This window comes from Zobellella denitrificans (assembly GCF_002237365.1).
GTDB classification, from domain to species: Bacteria; Pseudomonadota; Gammaproteobacteria; order Enterobacterales; family Aeromonadaceae; genus Oceanimonas; species Oceanimonas denitrificans.
Genome location: NZ_NMUO01000059.1, coordinates 1 through 23,823, shown reverse-complemented (window position 1 = coordinate 23,823; position 23,823 = coordinate 1). Strand labels below are relative to the sequence as shown.

Genomic DNA, 23,823 nt, shown 5'->3' with positions numbered 1-23,823 from the left:
CCCCTCTCGATTCGCGGGCGCCGCCGGAGGTGTATAGGACACGGTTCCCCGGACCCGCCAGCCAGACCCGGCCGCACACATCGGGCCCGCGCCCGGTGAGCAGGCCGGGCTTGAGCCCGACGAAGCTCAGGGTGAGAGAGGCCCGCACCGACTCCCCCAGCAGTCGGCCGGTGTCGGCGCAGAGGCCGGAGGGCAGATCCACCGCCAGCACGGGGGCGGCCGTGTCGTTGATGCGCCGGATATGCTGCCGGGCCACCTCCCTCACCTCGCCCTTGAGGCCGGTGCCGAGCAGGGCGTCGACGATGAGATCCGGGCTGTCCTGCAGGGCTTCCAGGCTTTCGATGGCGCCGCCGTCGGCCCGATAGTGATCCCGGGCCAGGGCGGCGTCGCCGGTCAGGGCGTCGGCATCCCCCAGCTGCACCAGTTGCACCCGAATGCCCGCCGCCCGGGCCAGCCGCGCCACCACATAGCCGTCGCCGCCGTTGTTGCCGCCGCCGCAGAATACCCACCAGTGCCGGGCATCGGGCCATTCCTTGCGGGCCAGCTCGAACAGCGCCAGCCCGGCCCGCGACATCAGTTCGAACAGGCTGATGCCGGCCGAGGCCGCCGCCTGTTTTTCCCCCTCCCGGATCTGCTCCGAGTACCAGAACGACTGTGTTAGACTATGGGGCTTTTCCAGACCGACGATGCTCATGACCACTCCCAACTTTGCCGCTTTGGCTCACGATATCAAGCTCTGGGCAGCAGAGCTAGGCTTCGACCAGGTGGGCATCACCGACACGGATCTGGCCGCCCACGAGCCCCTGCTCGCCGATTGGCTGGACCAGGGCTACCACGGCGAAATGGACTACATGGCCCGCCACGGCATGATGCGCGCCCGCCCCCAGGAGCTGCTGCCGGGCACCTTGCGGGTGATTTCGGTACGCATGAACTACCTGCCGGAGCAGGCCGCCATCGCCCGGGTGCTGAGCGACCCGGACAAGGGCTATATCAGCCGCTACGCCCTGGGCCGGGATTACCACAAGGTGTTGCGCAATCGGCTGAAGAAGCTGGCCGACCGGATAGCGGAACGGGCCCAAGGGCTGGTCGCCCGCCCCTTCGTCGACTCGGCCCCCATACTGGAGCGGCCGCTGGCGGCCAAGGCCGGCATCGGCTGGGTGGGCAAGCACTCGCTGCTGCTCAACCGGGAGCAGGGCTCCTTCTTCTTTCTGGGCGAACTCTTGGTCAACCTGCCGCTGCCGGTAGACGGCCCGGTGGAAGAAGGCTGCGGCAAATGCGTGGCCTGCATCACCACCTGCCCCACCGGTGCCATCGTCGCCCCCTATGTGGTGGACGCCAGGCGCTGCATCTCCTACCTCACCATCGAACTCGACGGCCCCATCCCGGAGGAGTTCCGCCCGCTGATGGGCAACCGCATCTACGGCTGCGACGACTGCCAGCTGATCTGCCCCTGGAACCGCTTCGCCGGGGCCAGCCGGGAGCCGGATTTCGCCGCCCGGGACGACCTGCACGCCCCCGAGCTGCTGGCCCTGTTCGCCTGGAGCGAGGAACACTTCCTGAAGATGACCGAAGGCAGCCCCATCCGTCGCATCGGCCATCGCCGCTGGCTGCGCAATATCGCCGTGGCCCTGGGCAACGCCCCCGCCTCCGAGCAGGTCATCCAAGGACTGGGGCAGAAACGGGACGAGGTGGACGAACTGGTGCGGGAGCATATCGACTGGGCCCTGGCGCGGCAACGGGCCGGACTGGCCCGGCCGGAGCGCAAGACCGAACGGCTGATCCGCGCCGTGGACAAGGGCATGCCGAAGCATGCCCGGTGAGGGCATGTTTGATATATCGGAGCCGCTTGCAGGCAAGGTTGTGCCGTGTCATCCGGCATGATTTCCGGGCAATAAAAAACCGACCCTGAGGTCGGTTTTTTCGGATTTGGAGCGGGAAACGAGACTCGAACTCGCGACCCCAACCTTGGCAAGGTTGTGCTCTACCAACTGAGCTATTCCCGCAAAATACTTTTTACTTTCGATGCCGCCTTGGTAAGCCACATCGTTGAAATTTGGAGCGGGAAACGAGACTCGAACTCGCGACCCCAACCTTGGCAAGGTTGTGCTCTACCAACTGAGCTATTCCCGCAAAACACTTTTTACTTTCAATGCCGCCTTGGTGAGCCGCATCGTTGCAATTTGGAGCGGGAAACGAGACTCGAACTCGCGACCCCAACCTTGGCAAGGTTGTGCTCTACCAACTGAGCTATTCCCGCAAAACACTTTTCACTTTCAATGCCGCCTTGGTGAGCCGCATCGTTGCAATTTGGAGCGGGAAACGAGACTCGAACTCGCGACCCCAACCTTGGCAAGGTTGTGCTCTACCAACTGAGCTATTCCCGCAAAATACTCTTAACTTGTGCATGGGGCTGCGGCGCGACCCTCATCAACTTCAGCAAGGTCAAGCCCTATCAACTGAGCTATTCCCGCATAAGCCTTATCGCAACCAGCGGCTTGCTTTGCAATTCCGTCCGGCTACGGGAGGCGAATTATACGAGCGGCTTAAGTGAATGCAAGCCTTTTTTCGCCCCCCGAGATCGTTTGCCGAATTTACCAGCAACGGCGCCCGGACGGCTCAGATCGTGAACACTTTCTCCCGGTAAAACTGCAGTTCGGCGATGGACTCACGGATATCGTCCAGGGCCTGGTGGCTGCCCTTCTTGGTGAACTGTTCCAGCAGCGCCGGCTGCCAGCGGCGCACCAGCTCCTTGACGGTGCTGACGTCAATATTGCGGTAATGGAAGAAGGCTTCCAGCTCCGGCATGTGGCGGGCCAGGAAGCGCCGGTCCTGGCCGATGGAGTTGCCACACAGGGGCGAGGTCTTTTCCGGCACCCACTGGCGCAGAAACGCCAGCGTCTGCGCCACCGCCTCCGCCTCGGTCACGGTGCTGGCCTGCACCCGCGCCACCAGGCCCGAGCCGGTGTGGGTGCGCACATTCCACTCGTCCATCTTGGCCAGCTCCGCCTCCGGCTGATGGATGGCCAGCACCGGTCCCTCGGCCAGCACCTTCAGCTCCTTGTCGGTGACGATGCTGGCAATCTCGATAATCCTGTGTTCGTCCGGCTCCAGGCCGGTCATCTCCAGATCGATCCAGACCAGGTTTTCTGCATTTTGGCTCATGTTGGGTCTCTAGCTGAGTGGCAATGGGGACAAGTTCGAGCGGGAAAGTGTATCATAGCCGGCAGTGAAAACGGGTTCGAGGACGTCGTGACCAAGAAAAAACAGCTCAGCAAAGGCCAGAAGCGCCGGGTAAGCGATAACCACAGCCGGCGGCTCAAGCGCCAGCAGGTGGACACCATAGACGACAGCCTGCTGGGGCCGCCCCAGGAGGGGCTGGTGATCAGCCGCTTCGGCCAGCATGCCGACATCGAAGACGATGCCGGCCGGATCCACCGCTGCAACCTGCGCCGGACCCTGAACTCCCTGGTCACCGGCGATCGGGTGGTCTGGCGCCCGGGGGTGGAGACCATGCAGGGCATCAGCGGCGTGGTGGAGGCGGTGCATCCCCGCCAGACCGTGCTCACCCGTCCCGATTACTACGACGGCATCAAGCCGGTGGCCGCCAATATCGACCAGATAGTGGTGGTGTCGGCGGTGCTGCCCGAGCTCAGCTGCCACATCATCGACCGCTATCTGGTGGCGGCCGAGGACGTCGAGATGCCGCCCATGCTGGTGCTGAACAAGGCGGATCTGCTCACCGACGACCAGCGCCGGGAGGCGGAGCAGGCCCTGCAACGCTACCGGGATATCGGCTACCAGGTGCTGCTGGTCAGTTGCGACACCGGCGAGGGGCTGGACCAGCTCCAGCAGGCGCTGAAGGATCACACCAGCATCTTCGTGGGCCAGTCGGGGGTGGGCAAGTCGTCCCTGGTCAATGCGGTCATGCCCCATGTGGAGGCGACCACCGGTGCCGTGTCCGACAACTCCGGCCTGGGCCAGCACACCACCACCACCGCCCGGCTCTACCATTTCCCGTCCGGCGGCTCCCTGATCGACTCGCCGGGCATCCGCGAGTTCTCCCTCTGGCATCTGCCCCCCGAGCGGGTGGCCTGGTGCTTCCGCGAATTTCGCGACTATCTCGGCGGCTGCCGCTTCCGCGACTGCAAGCACGGCACCGATCCGGGCTGCCTGCTGCAGCAGGCCAGGGCGGATGGCGACATCCATCCCGAGCGGCTCGAGAGCTACCACCGCATCATGGATGCCATGGCCGACAAGCCCAGTCGCCACCATCCCAAATCCTGATCCCTTTCCCCGTCATTGTTCGGATTCCCTATGATCGACAACCTGAAAATTCTGCTGCAATACCTGCTTCCCAAGCACCTGATTTCCCGCCTGGTCGGCCTTTTGGCCGCCATGGAAGGTGGCCGACTCACCCAGTGGCTAATCCGCCGCTTTATCCAGCGCTACCGGGTGGACATGAACGAAGCCCAGTATCCGGATCCGGCCCACTACCTGAGCTTCAACGACTTCTTTACCCGCCCGCTGAAAGACGGCGTCCGTCCGCTGGTGCAGGGGGAAGAGCTCCTCGCCATGCCGGTGGACGGCGCCATCAGCCAGTTGGCCCCCATCCAGCAGGGCCGCATCATCCAGGCCAAGGGCCACGACTTCAGCGCCCGGGCCCTGCTCGGCGGCGACAAGGTCCTGGCCGAACCCTTTATGGGCGGCGACTTCGCCACCATCTACCTGGCCCCCAGGGACTATCATCGCATCCACATGCCGCTGGACGGAGTGCTCAGGACCATGATCTACGTGCCCGGCGAGCTGTTCTCGGTCAATCCGCTCACCGCCGAGCGGGTGCCCGAGCTCTTTGCCCGCAACGAGCGGGTGGTGTGCATTTTCGATACCGCCGCCGGGCCCATGGCCCTGGTGCTGGTGGGCGCCACCATAGTGGCCAGCATCGAAACCGTCTGGGCCGGTACCATCACCCCGCCGGTGGGCAAGCGCGTGCAGCGCTGGGACTACGATCCGGCCACGGCGCCGCGCCTGGCCAAGGGCGAGGAGATGGGCCGCTTCAAGCTGGGCAGCACGGTGGTGTGCCTCTTTGCCCCCGGCCGGGTAACGCTGTCCGACAGCCTCAGGCCCGGCACCCCCACCCGCATGGGCACCGAATTCGGACGCCTGAACCGGGGCTGAACCGCCGCAGGTTTTAACCCTTAAACATCGGGAGTCAGCCGTGTTTGCGCCCATACTGCTGTTTTTTGCCCTGCTGTTGCTGCCGGCCCCGCTGCCGGCGGATCAGAGCGTCGCCGACATCGAGGCCCTGCTGGCCGAAATCCCCGAGGGGGACAGGCCCGAGCTGCAGAAATTGCGCGACAGCTACAACCAGGCCCTGCAACTGGTGCGCGAAGGCGAACGCTACCGCAAGCAGGCCCAGGCCCTGCGGCAGTTCATGGATGACTACCCCGCCGAACTCAAAAAACTCGAGCGCGAACGGGCCGGGCTCAAGGCCACCGACACCGCCGGCATCCCCCGCCTGGACGAAGAGGCGGTACAACAGGCCCTGGTCGAGGCCCAGGCCCGCCGGCTGGAGCTCAGAGGCCAGCGGGACGAGCTCGCCAATACCCTCAACCTGCAGGAGTTGGGGGCGGGCGATCAGCACAGCCTGCTGGACGATCTGCGCCAGCAGTTGCGCCGCACCCAGCAGAGCCTGGACGAACTGCAGTTCGCAGACAGCCAGAGCCGGCAGCAGACCGCCAACCGCGTGCTGGCCCTGGTGCGCGAGCAGAGCCTGCAGACCCGCATCCAGGTACTGGAGCTGGAACAGCTGTCCGCCGGCAACCGAGACAGCCTCAACCGGCTGAAGCTGGACATTCTCCAGGCCCGGCTGCAGGATCTGGACGCCTACATAGAGGCGCTGCAAGGCCGCCAGAACGAGCTGCGCCGCGTCACCACCGAGGCCGCCATCGCCGAGAGCGAGCGCCTGCTGGACCAGGTCGAGGCCGACTCCCCCCTGCTGGCCGGCCAGCAGGCGGTCAACCAGCGGTTGTCCACCCAGCTCGGCGAGAAGAGCCGGGAGGTGGAGGCGCTGCAGCTGGAGTACCAGGCGGCGGAGCGGGCCGCCTCCGAGCTGGTTACCATGAAAAACAACCTCAAGGAGCAACTGGAATGGCTGCAGGTCAGCCGGGGCTTCGGCGAGAACCTGCGCAACCGCCTGAACGAGCTGCCGGCTCCCTATCCCCTGCCCCAGCTGGAAGCCCGCATCGTGCAGAGCCGGGTGGACAAGTACGGCTATCAGGAATCCCTCGACAGCCTGCGCACCGGCGGCTACCGCACCAACCTGCTGCTGAGCGAGCAGGCCGGCACCCTGACCGATGCCCAGTTGGCCCAACTTGATGAGTTGCTGGCCACCCAGCGCCGGCTGCTGGAGCAACTGGTCGGCGCCACCGACAACCAGATCCACGAACAGACCCGGCTCAAGGTCGCCTACAGCCGGCAGAACAGCCAGTTGCAGGAAATCCGTACCCTCACCGACGAACGGCTGTTCTGGCTGCCGGATCTGCGCCCCATCGGCGGCCAGTTCCCGCTGGCCCTGATGGAAACCCTGGGCTGGCTGCTCACCGCCAGCACCTGGACCGCCCTGCCCCAGTCCCTGCTGCTGCAGGGTGGCGCCAGCCTCACCCTGTATGGCGTCAGCTCCCTGATGGTGCTCTACCTCTGGTTCCTGAGCCGGCGCAGCCTGCGCGATTACCTGGAGAAGATCAGTGCGCGCATCGGCAACGTCACCCAGGACAAGTACGACTACACCTTCAACACCCTGCTGCTCAGCCTGCTCACCGCCCTGCCGCTGCCGGCGCTGCTGTCGCTGCTGTCCAGGGCCATCGACTCCCCCTGGGCGCCGCCGGTGGTGCTGGCCCTGGCCCATGCCCTGGGCAAGCTGATGCTGCCGGTGTTCATCCTGATGCTGATCGGCAACCTGATGATGCACAGGGGTCTGCTGGTGGTGCACTTCAACCTGCCCCGGGAACGGGTTCGCCGGGTCTGGCGTCAGTTCCAGACCCTGATGCTGACCATGCTGCCGGCCCTGCTGCTGTTCTATACCGCCCAGGAATACCGGGACTTTTCCCTCTACGACACCCTGGGCCGGCTCGGCTTCATGTTCATCTGCCTGCTGCTCAGCCTGTTCTCCTGGCGCCTGTACCGGGCGGATCTGCCACTGCTGCTGTCCACGCCCCGCCGGGAGCACCTGACCCTGGTCAACCACCTGCTGTGGGGCCTGCTGATCCTGGCGCCGCTGCTGGCCCTGGCCGCCGCCGCCATGGGCTACCTGTTCACCGCCCATACCCTGCTGCGCCAGCTGGAGATCTCGGTGCTGGTGGGGCTGGGATTCCTGATGGCCTACTTCCTGGTGCGGCGCTGGATGCTGATCCAGCGCCGGCGGCTGGCGTTCGAGCGGGCCAAGGCCCGACGGGCGGAAATCCTGGCCCAGCGCAAGGAAAAGGAGAAGGAGGAGACGGCCGAAGCCCCGCCCAGCCCGGAGGCGGAAGCGGCCGCCGTGGCCGAGGTGGATCTGGACACCATCAGCGCCCAGTCGTTGGGGCTGCTGCGCTCGGTGCTGATGCTGGGCTACATCCTCAGCCTGATGCTGCTGTGGTCGGAGATCAACACCGCCTTCAGCTTCCTCGACAGCATCCAGGTCTGGCAGGTTTCCACCAGCCTGGCCGGGGAAGACGCCCTGGTGCCCATCTCGCTCAAGGATCTGGTGATCGCCCTGTTCGTGGTGGTGCTCACCTGGATCACCGCCCGCAACCTGCCCGGCCTGATGGAGCTCAGCCTGCTGCAGCACCTCAACCTGTCGCCCGGCACCGGCTTCGCCATCACCACCATCTCCAAGTACCTGGTGCTGATGGTCGGCGCCTTCACCACCTTCGCCATGCTCGGCATCGACTGGTCCAAGACCCAGTGGCTGGTGGCCGCCCTGTCGGTGGGCCTGGGCTTCGGCCTGCAGGAGATCTTCGCCAACTTCGTGTCCGGCCTGATCATCCTGTTCGAAAAGCCGATCCGTATCGGCGACACCGTCACCATCCGCGAATTAACCGGCACCATCTCCAAGATCAAGACCCGGGCCACCACCATAGTGGACTGGGACAGGCGCGAGATCATCGTGCCCAACAAGGCCTTTATCACCGAGCAGTTCGTCAACTGGTCCCTGTCCGACGCCATCACCCGGGTCAAGCTGCTGGTGCGGGTGCGGCTGGACGCGGATATCGAGCTGGTGCAGCGGTTGACCCACGAGGCGATAAAAGAATGCGGCCTGATCCTGGACAACCCCATCCCCGAGGTGTTCCTGATCGAGTTGACCGACTCGGCCCTGGTGTACGAGGTGCGGGTCTATGTGGAGGACATGAGCCACCGCATGCCCATGACCCACGAACTGCACAACCTGCTGCTGGCCCGGCTGCGCCGGCACCGGATCCAGATCCCGCACCAGCAGGTGGACATCCGCCTGATCAGCGAACAGCCCATCAACGCGCTCCCGAGAGGTCATGATGCCAAACCGGTTTAAACTGCTGCTCGCCCTGCTGCTGCCCCTGCTGGTGCTGAACCTGCCGGCCGAGCTGCTGCCGCTGCCGGATGCCAGCCTGGTCGAGCAGCGCCTGCTGGCCATCTTCCTGCTCGCCGCCCTGCTGTGGGTGCTGGAGCCGGTGCCGGTGTTCGCCACCTCCCTGTTGATCATCGGCCTGCTGCTGATCACGGTGTCGGATCAGGCCGCCGTCTGGTTCCTGCGGGAAGACGCCGGCCAGCCCCTGGGCGAGCTGCTGCCCTACCAGGCCATCATGGGCAGCTTCGCCTCCCCCATCATCATCCTCTTCCTGGGCGGCTTCGCCCTGGCCCTGGGGGCGGCCAAGTACAAACTCGACACCAACCTGGCCAACTATCTGCTGCGCCCCTTTATGGCCAGCCACGACCGGCTGATGCTGGGCATCATGCTGATCACGGCGCTGTTCTCCATGTTCATGTCCAACACCGCCACCACCCTGATGATGCTCACCATCATGGGGCCGGTGTTCGCCAGCCTGGGGCTGCAGGCACCGTCCACCCGCGGCCTGCTGCTGGCCATTCCCATCGCCGCCAACCTGGGCGGCATCGGTACCCCCATCGGCACCCCGCCCAACGCCATCGCCCTGCAGTACATGGCCAACCCCATCGACTTTTTGACCTGGATGGCCTTCGCCGTTCCCCTGGTGCTGGTGATGCTGGTCGCCGCCTGGCGGCTGCTGCTCCGGCTCTACCCCGCCGCCGAGCTGGGCCTGTGCCTGACCCTGAGCAGCAAGTTCGTACGCAGCCCCCGGGCTTACCTGCTCTACGCCACCTTCGCCCTGACCATAGTGCTGTGGCTCACTTCCTTCTGGCACGGCATGAACAGCTATGTGGTGGCCGTCATCCCCCTGGTGGTATTCAGCCTGACCGGCATCATCACCCCGGCGGATCTGCAGAAGATCAACTGGGACGTGCTCTGGCTGGTGGCGGGAGGCATCGCCCTGGGGCTGGCCCTGGATCAGTCGGGGCTGGCGCGCAAGCTGGCCCTGTCGCTGCCGCTCGAACAGCTGCCCGGCGCCGCCATACTGCTCAGCCTGCTGCTGGTGTGCTTCCTGCTGGCCAACATCATGTCCAACACCGCCACCGCCAACCTGATACTGCCGATCACCGCCGCCGTGGCCACCGGCTACCAGGGCATGGCCGACTACGGCCTGGACAGCGCCCTGGTGCTGGTGGCCCTGTCCTGCTCCCTCGGCATGATACTGCCGGTGAGCACCCCGCCCAACGCCCTGGCCTACGCCACCGGCCTCATCACCACCCGGGACATGCTGCGCACCGGCCTGGCGGTGGGCGCCTTCGGTCTGGCACTGCTGTTCGTCATCCTGCTGGTGCTGGGCGCCCTGGGATGAACTTTACCCTCAAGCAGTTGCGGCTGTTCGTGAGCGTGGCGGAAAACGGCAGCCTGAGCCGGGCCGCCGAGCAACTGGCCATGACCCAGTCGGCCGCCACCATGTCGCTGCAGGAGCTGGAGCGCCAGCTCAACCACTCCCTGTTCGACCGGGTCGGCCGCCGGCTCAGCCTCAACGCCTGGGGCCAGTGGCTGCTGCCCCGGGCCCAGAAGATGCTGGCCGAGAGCTACCTTATCGAGCAGGGCTTCAAGGGCCAGAGCCCCATCGCCGGCCGGCTGCGCCTGGGCGCCAGCCGGACCATCGCCGACCACTGGATCCCCGGGTTGATCGAGCAGGTGGCCCGCCGCTACCCCCAGCTCGACCTCGGCCTGGCGGTGGACAACACCCACCGCCTGCTGCAACAGCTGTACCAGGGCCGGCTGGAAATGGCGCTGATCGAAGCCCACGCCCAGGAAAAATGGCTCCGCCTCGAACCCTGGTGTCGGGACGAGCTGGTGATCGTGTGCCAGCGCGAGCATCCCCTGGCCCGGGAGTCCGAGGTGAGCCTGCAACAACTGGCCGAGTGCGAATGGGTGCTGCGCGAGTCCGGATCCGGCACCCGGGACACCTTCGAGCAGGCCCTGGCCGGCCGGCTGGGGCCGCTGCGGATCCGCCAGGAATACCCCCACCTGCCCACCATCAAGCGGCTGCTGCAGTCCCGTCCCTGGCTCAGTTGCATGTCGCGGCTGAGCGTGGCCGACGAGCTGGCCGCGGGCAGCCTGGTGGCACTGCCGGTGCCCGCGCTTTCCCTCAGCCGCTTCTTCTATTTCGCCTGGCACAAGGACAGGGGCGATCATCCCGCGCGCCTGGCGCTGATCGAGCTGGCCAGGGAACTCCTGCGATGAGCGATACCGCCATGGTGGCCACGGCCGCTTGCAATTTGCCCTCCGCCCGGGTCTAACTACCTGCAACCCCGGCCGGAGATGGAGACCCCTATGCTACGCCTGCTGCTTGTTGTGCTGTTGTTGAGCGGCTGCGCCGCCCCCTACGACTACGCCGAAGACACCGATTTCAGCCGTTTCACCACCGTCGCCCTGGCGCCCACGGCGGACAGCCAGTCGCTGGACGGCGCCCGCATCACCGCCTCGGCCCTGGCCCTGCTGCCTGGCCGCGGCCTGCGCCTGGCCCAGCCCGAGCAGGCATCGCTCTGGCTGAACTACCAGTTGCTGGAAGAAACCCGGTTGCTGACCACCATACCCCGTCTCACCGCCCGTCATGGCAGTTTCTGGGATGATGAGGAAAGGGTCTATGGCGCGGTGCGGGAGCTCAGGCTCAAGCTGTGGCTGGAAGAGCCCGGCGGCAGGATGCTGTGGAGCAGCAAGCATCCGCGCGCGTTTCCCGCCGAGCGCATAAAGGGCGCCGAACGCAGCCGACGCATCGAGCAGCAGGTGGCGGAGCTGCTGGCCAACTATCCGCCCCGGGACTGACTCAGGCGCGGGTGACCGGAAAGGCGATCACCTGCTCCAGCCGCCCGGCCCCCAGCGCCAGCATGATCAACCGGTCCACCCCCAGGGCGACCCCGGCGCAGTCGGGCAGGCCGGCCTGCAGGGCGGCGAGCAGGTATTCGTCCACCGGCCGTTCGGGCAGCCCGCGGCCGCGGCGCAGCCGGTTGTCCTGCTCGAAGCGGCGGCGCTGCTCGTCGGCATCGCTCAGCTCGTGGAAGCCGTTGGCCAGCTCGATGCCCTTGAAATAGACCTCGAATCGCTCCGCCACCCGCGGATCCTGCGGACTGATGCGCGCCAGGGCCGCCTGGCTGGCGGGGAAGTGGTAGACGAAACAGGGCACCACTTGGCCGATACGCGGTTCCACCCCCAGGGCGAACAGCAACTGCAGCAGGGTGTCCCTGTCTTCCTCCCGGGCGATAAGGTCATCGGCGCCGAGATCCTGGCCGGCCCGGCGCAACTCATCGAGGGAAGCGCTCAGCGGGCATACCCCCAGGGTGGTCGTAAAGGCCTGCTGGTAAGTCAACCGTTCGGGGCTGTCGCAACCCAGCACCAGCTGCAGCAGCCCGGCCATCTCGTCCATCAATTGATGATGATCGAAACCGGGGCGGTACCATTCCAGCATGGTGAACTCGGGATTGTGCAACCGGCCCGACTCCTCGTTGCGGTAGGCCTTGCAGATCTGGTAGATGGGGCCGCTGCCCGCCGCCAACAACCGCTTCATATGGAATTCCGGCGAGGTCTGCAGGTACAGATCCAGGCCCTGGGCCATGCCGGGGCCGACGAAGCGGGTGACGAAGTTGTCCAGGTGCACGTCGGTCACCCCGGCGCTGGCCAGGGTGGGGGTGTCCACCTCCAGCACCTGCCGCTCGGCGAAAAAATGGCGGATGGCGGCCAGCAGGCGGGCCCGTTGTTGCAGAAAAGCGAGGGAAGCCGTCGGCGGCCAGGGGATGGTGGTCATGGAGTCGCTGCCAAAAATGGGCATTTTACCCTTAACGGCGGCGCTTGCCAGTCTAGAGCGGGCCTTTCAGCTCGACCTGGTTGCCCTCGGGATCGAACACATAGACCGAAGGCCCTTCCCCCTCGGCCCCGTAGCGCAGCTGCGGCTCCTCGCAGATCACCCCGTTGCACTCCAGGTAAAGCCGCAGGGCATCAGGCTCGAAGGGGCTGATGCGCAGGCAGAAGTGATCCATGTTGGCCTTGCACTGATCCGCCGCTTCGCCGTCGCCGCCGAGCGGCCCGCGGATGTCCACCAGATCGATCAGTTGGGCGCCGGCACGCAGCTGGTAGAGGCCGATGTCGCTCTTTTCCCGCTCCAGGGTGCAGCCCAGGACCCGGCAGTAGAAATCCAGCATCCGCTCCGGCTGCCGCACCCGCAGCACCAGATGATCCAGCCCCAGTATCTCGAACATGAATAGCGCCTCCCCGTCAGGATGCTAACAGCATGGCGTAATTTTGAGCAAAATAAAAGGGCGCCGCAGCGCCCTCGATTCGTCGTTTCCGTTCAGTCTTCGCCCATCACGTGGTCGTCCCGCTTCACGGCGCCGAAAAAAGCGTACCAGGCAAACAGCAGCGCCATCACCAGGTAGCCCAGCACGTATTCGGGCGCGGCGTAGAAGCCGAGCTTGGGCGCGTGCATCAGCCCCACGAAGGAGAAGCCGGCGCTGCACAGGGCGAAGGCCGTGGCGCGCTTGAAGGCGCCGTCGATCACGCAGACGGTGATGGCGCCCAGCATCATGGCGGTGAACATGGCGCCCTGCCCCAGGGGCACTATGCCGTCGGAGATGCGGCTGACCACCTCGCCGGCGGCGTTGTTGAAACGGGTCATCACGTAGTTGGCGAAGTAGGGCAGCATGGCCAGGGCCACCGCCGGGTAGTACTTCTTGGCGTTGGTCTGGAAGGCGGTGGACACCATGGACATGCCCACGAACACCAGGATAGGGGCCACCACCGCCACCGGGATCAGCGCCGAGATCACCGCGATCAGGCCGAACATGGCCGCCAGCAGGTATACCAGGCCGTTGAGGATGCTGTAGCCACGGCCGGCCTTCATCCACTTGGCGCCCACGGTGGCGATATAGACGGTGGTCGGGAACAGGCCGCCGAACAGGGCGCCGATCATGGTGCCCACGCCGTCGACCGCCTGGCACTCGCGCACGTCGTACTTGTCGCCGGCCGCCTCCATCGCCTCCACGTTGTTCATGGTCTCGATGGCGTTGTAGAGGGTGATGGGCAGCACCACGGTGAGGATGCCGATCATGGAGCCGAACAGGTAGCTCATGCCGTCGAAGGCCGCCATGCTGGGCAGCACGGGGTAAAAGCCGAAGTGGGACAGTCCCTCGGCGATCTTGGCGCTGTCGCTCGCCCCCAGCAGGTAGGCCAGCAGGGTACCGAATACGATGGCGAACAAAGAGGCGGGCATGCGGAAGGGCAACACCACCCGGCCGACGATGCCGATGATGATCACCGCCAGCACGAACAGGCCGACCACCGGCATCTCCAGGGTCTTGAACATCATCTCGCCGGCGATAAAGGTCAGGGCCACCCCGGCCACCGCCCCCAGCATGGCCGCCCGCGGCAGGTTGCGCTGCACCCAGCGGCCCACCAGGCTGACCAGCACCTCCAGCAGGCCGCTGAGGAAGCAGGCACCCACCGCAATTTTCCAGGCCAGCTCGGGATCGCCGGTCATGGTCTTGGCCGGCAGCAGCACCCCGAACAGGAACACGAACATCACCGGCGTACTGATGCCGTAGGACAGGGCGGTCACGTCGGTGCGCCGCTCCTGGTGGGCCAGCCGGTTGGCGGTATAGGCGTAATAGAAATTGCCCACCAGCACGGCGATGGCCGCGCCCGGTATCACCTGCCCGAACACCAGCTCCTGGGGAAAGCCCATGCCCAGCATGGTGATGGTGATGATCACGAAGTTGGCAACGTTGTTCTGGAACAGGGCGAAAAAGGCGTCGGTGTCCTCCTTCTTGTACCAGGGATAATGGAAGCGGGGCTCGGCCACTGCTGGTTTCTCCTTTGATGATGGGTGCCGGCATCGGGTGACGATGGGCAAACGATTGCGCGTGTGGATGCCGTCTTCTGCGGGACGGCTTGAAGCGGCTGATTATAGGCGAAAAACGGCACCAGCAAAGCCAATTTGTACCAAAAAGTCAGTTTTTCGGGTCAGGAATGAGCCCCGCAAACTATCTTCACATAAAAATAATTATTGAACTTTAAGTCAGGATAGTTGCAAAAAAAATAACCCGAACTAGAATGCTGAAAACCGGGGGCCTAAAAAACCCCCGGTTTTTTTGTGCCTGTCACTTATCGAGGTTACACCATGCGTATCGAAGAAGACTTGAAACTGGGCTTTAGGGATGTGCTGTTTCGCCCCAAGCGCTCCACCCTCAACAGCCGTTCCCAGGTCGAGCTGGACCGGGAATTCACCTTTAAGCATTCGGGTCGGCGCTGGTCCGGGGTGCCGGTGATCGCCGCCAACATGGATACCGTCGGCACCTTCGCCATGGCCCAGGCCCTGGCCCGCCACGATATGCTGACGGCGGTACACAAGCATTACTCGGTCGACGAGTGGCGGGCCTTCGTGGCGGAGACCGGCGCCGACCTGCTCAGGCACGTCATCGTCTCCACCGGCACCTCCGACAAGGACTTCGAGAAGCTGCAGCAGATCCTGGCCCTGTCCGACGAACTCGGTTTTATCTGCATCGACGTGGCCAACGGCTACAGCGAGCATTTCACTTCCTTCGTCAGCCGGGTGCGCAGCCAGTGCCCGGGCCACACCATCATCGCCGGCAACGTGGTCACCGGTGAAATGGTGGAGGAGCTGATCCTCTCCGGCGCCGACATCGTCAAGGTGGGCATAGGCCCGGGTTCGGTGTGCACCACCCGGGTCAAGACCGGGGTCGGCTATCCCCAGCTGTCGGCCATCATCGAGTGCGCCGACGCCGCCCACGGCCTGGGCGGCCAGATCATCGGCGACGGCGGCTGCACCTGCCCGGGCGACGTGGCCAAGGCCTTTGGCGGCGGCGCCGACTTCGTGATGCTGGGCGGCATGCTGGCGGCCCACGAGGAGTGCGGTGGCGAGATCATCGAACGGGACGGCCGGGCCTTTATGACGTTTTACGGCATGAGCTCTTCCAGCGCCATGGAAAAGCACGCCGGTGGCGTGGCCAAGTACCGGGCGGCGGAAGGCAAGACGGTGGAACTGTCCTACCGCGGGCCGGTGGAGGAAACGGTGCAGGACATCCTCGGCGGCGTGCGCTCCACCTGCACCTATGTGGGCGCCCAGCGGCTGAAGGAGCTGACCAAGCGCACCACCTTTATCCGGGTGCGGGAGCAGGAAAACAACGTTTACGGCAAGGAATAAACAAAAACGGCGCCCCGAGGCGCCGTTTTTATTGAAAAGCGAATCGCTTACTTCACCCGGGACACGTATTCGCCGGAGCGGGTGTCGACCTTCAGCACTTCGCCGATCTGGATGAACAGCGGTACCCGTACCACGGCGCCGGTGCTCAGGGTGGCGGGCTTGCCGCCGGTGCCGGCGGTGTCGCCCTTCAGGCCCGGATCGGTTTCCACCACTTCCAGCTCCACGAAGTTGGGCGGGGTCACGGAGATGGGGGAACCGTTCCACAGGGTCAGGATGCAGACGTCCTGCTCCTTCAGCCACAGCTTGGCATCACCCACCGCCTTGTCGTCGGCGGCCAGCTGCTCGAAGGTATCGTTGTTCATGAAGTGGTAGAACTCGCCGTCGTTGTACAGGTAGGCCAGTTCCATGTCCATGACGTCGGCCGCTTCCACGCTGTCGCCGGACTTGAAGGTCTTTTCCAGCACCTTGCCGTTCAGCAGGCGGCGGATTTTAACACGGTTGAAGGCCTGGCCCTTGCCGGGCTTGACGAATTCGTTTTCGATAATGGCGCAAGGCTCGCCGTCCAGCATAATCTTTAGGCCGGAGCGGAATTCGTTGGTACTATAAGAGGCCATTTTACCCTCGTGAATTTGACAGAGTTGCAGAAAATGCCGGCAATGATACCCCTAAACGGGGGCGATTTACATATTAACTGGCAAAAAGAACTTGCCCGGGCCTTTACCTCGCCCGAACAACTGCTGGATTACCTGCATATCGATCCCACGCCCTGGCAAGCCGGCTTCCCGGCCCGCCGGCTGTTTCCGATGCGCGTCCCCCGTCCCTTCGCCGACAAGATGCGCCCGGGCGATCCCCGGGATCCCCTGCTGCGCCAGGTGCTGCCCCTGGGCGAGGAATTCGCCGAGGTACCCGGCTTCGTCGCCGATCCGCTCGACGAACACGACAGCGCCCTGCCCGGCCTGCTGCACAAGTATCGCTCCCGGGTGCTGCTGGTGTTGCGCGGCGGCTGCGCGATCAATTGCCGCTACTGCTTTCGCCGCCACTTTCCCTACGCCGACAACAGCCCGGGACGGGAAGGCTGGCGCGAGGCCCTGGACTACATCGCCGCCGATCCCGGCATCAACGAGGTGATCCTCTCCGGCGGCGATCCGCTGATGGCCAAGGACGAGCAGCTCGCCACCCTGCTCGACGCCCTGGAGGCCATTCCCCACCTGCGACGGCTGCGCATCCACAGCCGGCTGCCGGTGGTGATCCCGGCCCGCCTGACCGGGGCCCTTAAAGCCCGTCTCGCCCGCAGCCGGCTGCAGGCGGTGCTGGTACTGCACGTCAACCACGCCCGGGAGGTGGACGACATCCTGGCCGAGGCCCTGCAGGACTGGCGCCGGGCCGGCATCACCCTGCTCAACCAGAGCGTGCTGCTGGCCGGGGTCAACGACGACGCCGAGGTGCTCGAGGCGCTTTCGGAGCGGCTGTTCGAGGCCGGCGTCCTGCCCTACTACCTGCATCAGCTCGACCAGGTGCAGGGCGCGGCCCACTTCGCGGTCGGCGACGACCAGGCCAGGGCACTCATGGCCCGGCTGCTGGCCCGGCTGCCCGGCTTTCTGGTGCCCCGGCTGGTGCGGGAAGTCGGCGGCGAAACCAGCAAAACCCCGTTAGATCTCGGTCTTGAACCCCGTTAAGGAACACCAATGCACGACTCCGTCACCGCCAAGCTGCATGACACCCTCAAAGAGCTCTATCACCAGGCCATCGACGCCGACAAGAAGCTGGCCGGGCTGCGCGCCAAGGGCCAGGCCAAGTTCAGTGCCGTACTGCGCGAAGACAGCCAGTTCACCACCCATGCCGACCACTTCATGCCCTATGTGGCGGAGCTGGCGGAAGAGCTGGAGCTGCTGGAGATGAGCACGGACGAGGAATACCAGGCCCTGCTGGGGCGCATGGTGCACAAGATCCAGCTGCTGGCTTCCACCCTGGGCCAGTTCCTCCGCCTGTCCTGAGGCGATACGTCGCCGGCCCTCAGGGCTGGCGACGCTTGAGCCAGCCCGGCACCTCGACCGCCGCCAACGGCGCCCCGACCCAATCCCCCTGTACCAGCAGCTCGCCAGCCATGCCACTGAGCACCCCGAGTTCCGCCTCGTGATCCACCCCGCAGCAGATCAGCGGATACCCCAGCAGCCGTCCCAGGCCGAACAGGGTCTCCAGCTGCTGGCGGGCCTCTCCGGGCCGCTCTATGCCGCTGCAGAAGGTCGGATCCAGTTTGAGCCAACTGATCGGCAGCCGCGACAGGCTTCCCCAGGACGAACAGCCGCTGCCGAAGTCGGCCAGGGTCATGCGGATACCGGCCGCACCGAGCGCGGCCATGATGGCCTGTGCCTCGAACGCATCCTGCATGACCATGCTTTCATCGAGATCCAGCACCAGGCTGCCGGCCGCCAGGCCATGCTGCTCCAGCACCGGCAGGATGCGCCGCTCCAGTCCGTCCCGAAACAGGGACGGCGGTAACTTCAGGCTGACGAAGAGCCCCGGCTCCTCCAGCTCCTGCCAGCGCCGCAGGTGGCGGCAGGCATTGGTCAACATCCACATGAAGACCCGCTCCGACAGCTGGAACTGCTCGGTGACCCGCAACAGTTCGGTGGACGATATCATGCCGAAGCCCGGGTGATGCCAGTGCAGCAGGGTTTGCAGGCCGGCGCAATCACCGCTGCGGGGCTCGGTCAGGGGCTGAAAGCAGAGCCCCAGGCTGCTGCTGTCCAGGGCTGCCGGCAGATCCCGGGCCAGCCGTTGCCGGCGCGCCATTTCCTTCAGCAAAGAGGGATCGAAAATCACATAGGGCAGCCGGTCCCGCTTGCACAGCTCCAGCGCCAGTTCGCCCCGCGCCAGCAGATCCACCAGGTTGTCCCCGTCCGCCGGATAGAGCACCACGCCGATCACCGGCGTCATATAGAAGTCATAACTATCGATAGCCTCTTTTTCCGTCAGCGCCTGGCGGAAGCGGGACAGCTGGGCCCTGACCTCCTCCAGCTCCACCACGCCCCTGGCCAGCACCACCACCCCTTCCCGACCGAACTGGGCGATAAACTCGTGGGGCTGCAGGCTTTGCTGCAGGCGCTGGCTAAAGGCCTGCAGCAGGCGATCGGCCACCTCGAAACCGAACCGGTGATGGTGCTGGGAAAAGTCCTCCAGCTCCAGCACGGTCACGCTGAAGGGAATGCCCTGCTCGATCATCGGCGCCATGCGCCGCTGCAGGGCGAAACGGTTGGGCAGGCCGGTCAGGGGATCCCGCAACTGCTGGCTCCGGTAACGCCACAGCTCCCGCAGCAGCAACAGCAACAACAGGGCGGCGCTGACGAAGAGGCCGACGATCTGGACATAGAGCCGCTGCCCCATCAGCCGGTAGGCCTGATCGTATTCCGCATAAAAGCGCACGTTGCCGTGCATGGTGGCGGTGACGGTCCGGGACAGGGGCTCCAGGTAGGGGTTCAGCTCCGCCAGGATCAGCTGGTAGCCGGGTGACCCGGGCACCAAGGCCTGCACCTGCTGCTCCACTCCCCTCACCCTGGACTCAATCTGCTGGATCAGCAGCCACAGATCGGGGCGCTCGCTGAGGGTGTCCTTGAACTGGCTGCTGAGCAGCACCGGCGTCCGGCTCCAGAGGATGTCGTAGCGCAGCATCAGCTCGTCATGGCGGATGGCATCGGCGTGGAACAGGCGCACCGCGTCGAGAAAACGCCCCATTTCCAACTGCAGTTGCATCAGTGACCAGGGCACCTCGTAGGTGCGCTGCTCCAGCAGGCTGTTGTGCTGGTGGATGCCGTACAGGGTATGGGTGGCGCCGCCGCCGAACATCACCATGATCCCCAGCAGCAGCAGGGCGGCGACGACCTTGAGCGGGTGCACCCGGCCGTATTCGGTACCGGTGCCGACGTAGGGCAGCAAGGGATGACTCACATGGGTTCCGTATGAACGCGGATCTGCCGCAGTTGCCAGGCCATGAAATGCAGGAAGTCCGCCTGCTGCAGCTCGGGTACCTGGTCGAAGGGCAGCATCAGCCACAAGGGTCCCTTGTCCCGCCGGCTCATCACCTTGTCGTTCTCCCGCCAGGCCAGGATGGGCGTAAAGGGAGCCACTTTCTGCCAGTCGACGGCGACGCTGAAGCCGTTGAGGGCCTCCAGGTAGAGGGTCCTGACCCTGGCGTGGCCGAACAGCCTCTCCAGCAGCAGCGCCAGCTCCGGCCCCCGGTAGGTACGCGCCTCCTCCACCCAGGGATGGACGGTGGTGATATCGGCCTGGGGCAGGGCCTGCAGCTCGGCCAGGGTGTAATCCAGCCGTTCATAGGAGCGCCCGTCGAGCTGGATATTGCCGACGATGGTGAGCACCACCGGCTCCGCCGCCTTTCCCTGCCAGGACAGCAACAGCATCAGTACCAAGCCTATGAGTTTCATTACCGCTCCTCCTTAAGCCCAGGGGACTGGCCACCACGGCACGGCCACAGGACGGGTCCATCTCAAAAGACTCAAAAAGACCCGAAAAACCAAAAAAACATGATACCCAAATCTCCCCGCCAACCTGAAGTGTAATTTGGCGGCGGGGACAAGAAAGCGGAATTTGCCGGCGCCGAAAACAAAAAAACCGGGCCACAAGGGCCCGGTCGCTATTTATGACGCAGGGTCGGGCGATTACATCATGCCACCCATGCCACCCATGCCACCCATGTCGGGCATGGCCGGAGCGGCGTCTTTCGGCAGCTCGGTCACCATGGCTTCGGTGGTGATCATCAGGCCGGCCACGGAGGCGGCGAACTGCAGGGCGGAGCGGGTCACCTTGGTCGGATCCAGGATGCCCATCTCCAGCATGTCGCCGTAGGTGTCGTTGCCGGCGTTGTAGCCGAAGTTGCCTTCGCTGGCCTTGATCTTGGACACCACCACGGACGCTTCTTCGCCGGCGTTGCTGACGATCTGGCGCAGCGGGGCTTCCATGGCGCGCAGGGCGACCTTGATACCCACGTTCTGGTCTTCGTTGTCACCGGTCAGGCCACCCAGTTTGGCGGCGGCACGCACCAGGGCCACACCGCCACCGGGCACCACGCCTTCTTCCACCGCGGCACGGGTGGCGTGCAGGGCGTCGTCGACGCGGGCCTTCTTCTCTTTCATTTCCACTTCGGTGGCGGCACCCACCTTGATCACGGCCACGCCGCCGGCCAGCTTGGCCACGCGCTCCTGCAGCTTCTCTTTGTCGTAGTCGGAAGAGGACTCTTCGATCTGCTGACGGATCTGCGCCACGCGGGCGTTGATGGCCTCGACTTCACCCACGCCATCGATGATGGTGGTGTTGTCCTTGGTGATCACCACGCGCTTGGCGCGGCCCAGGTCTTCCAGGGTGGCTTTTTCCAGCTCCAGGCCCACCTCTTCGGAAATCACGGTGCCACCGGTGAGGACGGCGATGTCCTGCAGCATGGCCTTGCGGCGGTCGCCGAAGCCAGGTGCCTTGACGCCGGCCACCTTCACGATGCCGCGCATGTTGTTCACCACCAGGGTGGCCAGGGCTTCGCCTTCCACGTCCTCGGCCACGATCAGCAGCGGCTTGGATTGCTTGGCCACGCCTTCCAGCACCGGCAGCAGCTCGCGGATGTTGGAGATTTTCTTGTCGACCAGCAGGATGAAGGGGTCGTCCAGCTCGACGGTGCCGGTTTCCTGCTTGTTGATGAAATAGGGAGACAGGTAGCCGCGATCGAACTGCATGCCTTCCACCACGTCCAGCTCGTCTTCCAGGCCCTGGCCTTCTTCCACGGTGATGACACCGTCGGTGCCCACTTTTTCCATGGCTTCGGCGATCAGGGCGCCGACCTTCTCATCGGAGTTGGCGGAGATGGTACCCACCTGGGCGATGGCCTTGGTGTCCTTGCAGGGCACGGACAGGGCCTTCAGCTCTTCCACCGCCTTGATCACGGCCTTGTCGATGCCGCGCTTCAGATCCATGGGGTTCATGCCGGCGGCCACGGCCTTCAGGCCTTCGTTGACGATGGACTGGGCCAGTACGGTGGCGGTGGTGGTGCCGTCACCGGCCTCGTCGTTGGCCTTGGAGGCCACTTCCTTCACCATCTGGGCGCCCATGTTCTCGAACTTGTCTTCCAGCTCGATTTCCTTGGCCACGGACACGCCGTCCTTGGTGATGTTGGGGGCGCCGAAGGACTTGTCCAGCACCACGTTGCGGCCTTTCGGGCCCAGGGTCACCTTGACGGCATCGGCCAGGATGTTCACGCCTTTCAGCATTTTTACGCGGGCGTCGTTACCAAATTTTACGTCTTTAGCTGCCATTGTTTATCTTCCTTAAAAAGTTGATGAACCGGATTATTCTTCGACGATAGCCAGAATGTCGTTTTCGGACAGGATCAGGACTTCCTGGCCATCCAGCTTCTCGGTTTTCACACCAAAACCTTCGTTGAAGATCACCTTGTCACCGACCTTGACGGACATGGCCTTCACTTCACCGTTGTCCAGTACGCGGCCATTACCAACAGCCAGGACTTCGCCACGAGTGGATTTCTCGGCGGCAGAGCCGGTCAGAACAATACCGCCGGCAGATTTTGACTCGGCTTCAATACGTTTGATAATGACGCGATCGTGCAATGGACGAATGTTCATCGATAACTCTCCCAATGAGTGTTGTTACCTTGTGAGATAAACGGCCGATGGCCGCAAACTGTTCCGTTGACCTTCTATATGGGAGCGGTTTTTCGGCCTTCAAGGGCAAAGCACAAAAATTTTTTAAAGAAAGCGCCCGGGCGTTATCATGACCACCGCTGCCGGCGGCGCCGGCTCCCCAGATCAAGAGATGCTCAGTGGCAAGACACAATTCCCTGCTCACCGCCCCCATCGGCCCGCAACTGGTCAGGATGACGGGGCCCATGGCGCTCGGCATCGTCGCCATCCAGGCCTTCAACCTGGTGGACACCTTCTTTATCGGCCTGCTGGGCACCGACGCCCTGGCGGCGGTGAGCTTCACCTTTCCGGTGACCTTTATGGTGATCTCCCTGGCCATGGGGCTGGGTGCCGGCCTGTCGGCCAGCCTGGGCCAGGCCCTCGGCGCCGGCAACCAGGGCCTGGCCGCCCAGTTCACCAGCCACGGCCTGCTGCTGGCCCTGCTGCTGGTCAGCCTGCTGGCGATCCTGGGCGCCGCCACCATCACCCCCCTGTTCCGCTGGCTGGGTGCCGGTGACGAGCTGCTGCCGCTGATCCGCGACTACATGCAGATCTGGTACCTGACGGTGCCCCTGCTGGTGCTGCCCATGGTCGGCAACGCCGCCATCCGCGCCACCGGCGATACCCACACCCCCAGCCTGGTGATGACGGTGGCCGGCCTGGTCAACGGCCTGCTCGATCCCCTGCTGATCTTCGGCCTGGGCCCCTTCCCGGAGCTGGGCATCCGGGGAGCCGCCATCGCCTCGGCCTGCTCCTGGCTGATGGCCATGGTAGTGGGGCTTTACCTGCTGCGCCGGCGCGAGCGGCTGCTGGTGTGGCCCCTGACCGCCCTGCGCCAGTTGCCCGGCCACTGGCGCCAGTTGCTGCACGTGGCCATTCCCGCTTCCTTTACCAACATGCTCAATCCCGTCGCCACCGCCCTGCTGCTCACCGTGCTGGCGGGGCTGGGGACCGAGGTGGTGGCCGCCTATGGTGCCGCCTCCCGCATCGAAGCCCTGGTGATGATAGTGATGATGGCGCTGAGCTCGGTGCTGGCGCCCTTTATCTCCCAGAACACCGGCGCCGGCCTGCACGAGCGCAGCCGCCAGGCCCTGCTGCTGGCGATGCGCTTCGCGGTGGGGTTTCAATTGCTGGTGTTCGGTGCCTTGTGGCTGCTGGCGCCGCTGGTCGCCCGGCTGTTCACCGACAGCCCCGAGGTCGCCCGGCACCTGGAGTTCTACCTGCGGCTGGTGCCGTTGGGCTACGGGTTGCAGGGCTGCTTCATGCTGCTGGCCTCGGCCCTGAACGGCCTGCGGGTATCCGGCATTTCCCTGCTGCTGAACGGCATCCGCCTGTTCGGGCTGTGT

The 23,823-nt window shown here is 64.8% G+C and carries 21 protein-coding genes and 4 tRNA genes; 11 read left to right on the top strand and 14 right to left on the bottom strand.

Annotation, left to right across the window (positions count from 1 at the left end; genetic code table 11):
• Nucleotides 1-694 (bottom strand): NAD(P)H-hydrate epimerase (locus tag CGX12_RS12880; protein ID WP_094040273.1); only part of this gene is annotated, 694 nt, incomplete at its 3' end.
• Between CGX12_RS12880 and queG the strand changes: the two genes are divergently transcribed.
• Nucleotides 693-1,820: a tRNA epoxyqueuosine(34) reductase QueG gene (gene queG, locus CGX12_RS12875; protein WP_094040276.1), complete on the top strand. Its 1,128-nt coding sequence runs from the start codon at nucleotides 693-695 to the stop codon at nucleotides 1,818-1,820. The two genes, CGX12_RS12880 and queG, sit on opposite strands and share 2 nt — an antisense overlap.
• Nucleotides 1,821-1,927: 107 nt before the next feature.
• Here queG and CGX12_RS12870 read toward each other — a convergent pair.
• The 5 genes from CGX12_RS12870 to orn form a co-directional block, all read right to left on the bottom strand.
• A tRNA-Gly gene (locus CGX12_RS12870) sits at nucleotides 1,928-2,003 on the bottom strand.
• 51 nt (nucleotides 2,004-2,054) lie between these two features.
• Nucleotides 2,055-2,130 (bottom strand) — tRNA-Gly (locus tag CGX12_RS12865).
• 51 nt (nucleotides 2,131-2,181) lie between these two features.
• A tRNA-Gly gene (locus CGX12_RS12860) sits at nucleotides 2,182-2,257 on the bottom strand.
• 51 nt (nucleotides 2,258-2,308) lie between these two features.
• Nucleotides 2,309-2,384 (bottom strand) — tRNA-Gly (locus CGX12_RS12855).
• A 232-nt stretch (nucleotides 2,385-2,616) separates the two neighbouring features.
• Nucleotides 2,617-3,162: an oligoribonuclease gene (gene orn / locus CGX12_RS12850; RefSeq protein WP_094040272.1), complete on the bottom strand. Its 546-nt coding sequence runs from the start codon at nucleotides 3,160-3,162 to the stop codon at nucleotides 2,617-2,619.
• Nucleotides 3,163-3,249: 87 nt separating this feature from the next.
• Here orn and rsgA point away from each other — a divergent pair, with 87 nt between their 5' ends.
• From rsgA to CGX12_RS12820, 6 genes are all read left to right on the top strand, one after another.
• A complete protein-coding gene (gene rsgA, locus CGX12_RS12845; RefSeq protein WP_094040271.1) occupies nucleotides 3,250-4,284 on the top strand; it encodes a small ribosomal subunit biogenesis GTPase RsgA in 1,035 nt (344 codons plus the stop codon).
• Between the two features lie 30 nt (nucleotides 4,285-4,314).
• Nucleotides 4,315-5,175: an archaetidylserine decarboxylase gene (gene asd, locus CGX12_RS12840; RefSeq protein WP_094040270.1), complete on the top strand. Its 861-nt coding sequence runs from the start codon at nucleotides 4,315-4,317 to the stop codon at nucleotides 5,173-5,175.
• 40 nt (nucleotides 5,176-5,215) lie between these two features.
• Nucleotides 5,216-8,545, top strand: a complete 3,330-nt coding sequence (mscM, locus tag CGX12_RS12835; protein WP_094040269.1) for a miniconductance mechanosensitive channel MscM — start codon at nucleotides 5,216-5,218, stop codon at nucleotides 8,543-8,545.
• Nucleotides 8,529-9,929 carry an SLC13 family permease gene (locus CGX12_RS12830; protein WP_217898174.1) on the top strand — a complete coding sequence of 467 codons (1,401 nt, stop codon included), beginning with the start codon at nucleotides 8,529-8,531 and terminating at the stop codon, nucleotides 9,927-9,929. Before mscM ends, CGX12_RS12830 begins: the two co-directional genes overlap by 17 nt.
• Complete coding sequence (locus CGX12_RS12825; protein WP_094040267.1) at nucleotides 9,926-10,813, top strand: LysR substrate-binding domain-containing protein; 888 nt, start codon at nucleotides 9,926-9,928, stop codon at nucleotides 10,811-10,813. Before CGX12_RS12830 ends, CGX12_RS12825 begins: the two co-directional genes overlap by 4 nt.
• Nucleotides 10,814-10,903: 90 nt before the next feature.
• On the top strand, nucleotides 10,904-11,395 hold the full coding sequence (locus CGX12_RS12820) for a DUF4136 domain-containing protein (RefSeq protein ID WP_094040266.1): 492 nt from the start codon (nucleotides 10,904-10,906) through the stop codon (nucleotides 11,393-11,395).
• Between the two features lies 1 nt (nucleotide 11,396).
• Here CGX12_RS12820 and epmA read toward each other — a convergent pair whose 3' ends face one another.
• The 3 genes from epmA to CGX12_RS12805 all read right to left on the bottom strand — a co-directional run bounded on the left by epmA (nucleotide 11,397) and on the right by CGX12_RS12805 (nucleotide 14,420).
• Nucleotides 11,397-12,395, bottom strand: a complete 999-nt coding sequence (gene epmA, locus CGX12_RS12815; RefSeq protein WP_254918291.1) for an elongation factor P--(R)-beta-lysine ligase — start codon at nucleotides 12,393-12,395, stop codon at nucleotides 11,397-11,399.
• Between the two features lie 28 nt (nucleotides 12,396-12,423).
• Nucleotides 12,424-12,822, bottom strand: a complete 399-nt coding sequence (locus CGX12_RS12810; protein ID WP_094040265.1) for a VOC family protein — start codon at nucleotides 12,820-12,822, stop codon at nucleotides 12,424-12,426.
• 92 nt (nucleotides 12,823-12,914) lie between these two features.
• Nucleotides 12,915-14,420, bottom strand: a complete 1,506-nt coding sequence (locus CGX12_RS12805) for a uracil permease (protein ID WP_094040264.1) — start codon at nucleotides 14,418-14,420, stop codon at nucleotides 12,915-12,917.
• A 318-nt stretch (nucleotides 14,421-14,738) separates the two neighbouring features.
• On the opposite strand from CGX12_RS12805, the gene CGX12_RS12800 reads away from it, so the two are divergent.
• Nucleotides 14,739-15,782, top strand: a complete 1,044-nt coding sequence (locus CGX12_RS12800) for a GMP reductase (RefSeq protein ID WP_094040263.1) — start codon at nucleotides 14,739-14,741, stop codon at nucleotides 15,780-15,782.
• A gap of 47 nt (nucleotides 15,783-15,829) precedes the next feature.
• Here the strand turns inward: CGX12_RS12800 and efp are convergent, their stop codons facing one another.
• A complete protein-coding gene (gene efp / locus CGX12_RS12795) occupies nucleotides 15,830-16,396 on the bottom strand; it encodes an elongation factor P (protein ID WP_094040262.1) in 567 nt (188 codons plus the stop codon).
• Nucleotides 16,397-16,438: 42 nt separating this feature from the next.
• Here efp and epmB point away from each other — a divergent pair, with 42 nt between their 5' ends.
• Together epmB and CGX12_RS12785 are read left to right on the top strand one after the other, a co-directional pair.
• The gene (gene epmB / locus CGX12_RS12790) at nucleotides 16,439-17,458 is read left to right on the top strand and encodes an EF-P beta-lysylation protein EpmB (RefSeq protein ID WP_217898173.1); all 1,020 of its coding nucleotides are present in this window, start codon (nucleotides 16,439-16,441) and stop codon (nucleotides 17,456-17,458) included.
• Nucleotides 17,459-17,467: 9 nt separating this feature from the next.
• Nucleotides 17,468-17,776 (top strand): hypothetical protein, encoded by a 309-nt coding sequence (locus CGX12_RS12785; RefSeq protein ID WP_094040260.1) that lies wholly within the window; start codon nucleotides 17,468-17,470, stop codon nucleotides 17,774-17,776.
• 19 nt (nucleotides 17,777-17,795) lie between these two features.
• Here the strand turns inward: CGX12_RS12785 and CGX12_RS12780 are convergent, their stop codons facing one another.
• The 4 genes from CGX12_RS12780 to CGX12_RS12765 all read right to left on the bottom strand — a co-directional run bounded on the left by CGX12_RS12780 (nucleotide 17,796) and on the right by CGX12_RS12765 (nucleotide 22,420).
• A complete protein-coding gene (locus CGX12_RS12780) occupies nucleotides 17,796-19,727 on the bottom strand; it encodes a GGDEF and EAL domain-containing protein (RefSeq protein ID WP_254918289.1) in 1,932 nt (643 codons plus the stop codon).
• A complete protein-coding gene (locus CGX12_RS12775; protein WP_094040259.1) occupies nucleotides 19,724-20,221 on the bottom strand; it encodes a putative pterin-binding protein in 498 nt (165 codons plus the stop codon). Before CGX12_RS12775 ends, CGX12_RS12780 begins: the two co-directional genes overlap by 4 nt.
• A gap of 234 nt (nucleotides 20,222-20,455) precedes the next feature.
• Nucleotides 20,456-22,093, bottom strand: a complete 1,638-nt coding sequence (gene groL, locus CGX12_RS12770; protein WP_094040258.1) for a chaperonin GroEL — start codon at nucleotides 22,091-22,093, stop codon at nucleotides 20,456-20,458.
• Between the two features lie 33 nt (nucleotides 22,094-22,126).
• On the bottom strand, nucleotides 22,127-22,420 hold the full coding sequence (locus CGX12_RS12765; protein ID WP_094040257.1) for a co-chaperone GroES: 294 nt from the start codon (nucleotides 22,418-22,420) through the stop codon (nucleotides 22,127-22,129).
• Nucleotides 22,421-22,617: 197 nt separating this feature from the next.
• Here CGX12_RS12765 and CGX12_RS12760 point away from each other — a divergent pair.
• On the top strand, nucleotides 22,618-23,823 hold a 1,206-nt coding region (locus tag CGX12_RS12760), incomplete at its 3' end, for an MATE family efflux transporter (RefSeq protein WP_254918288.1).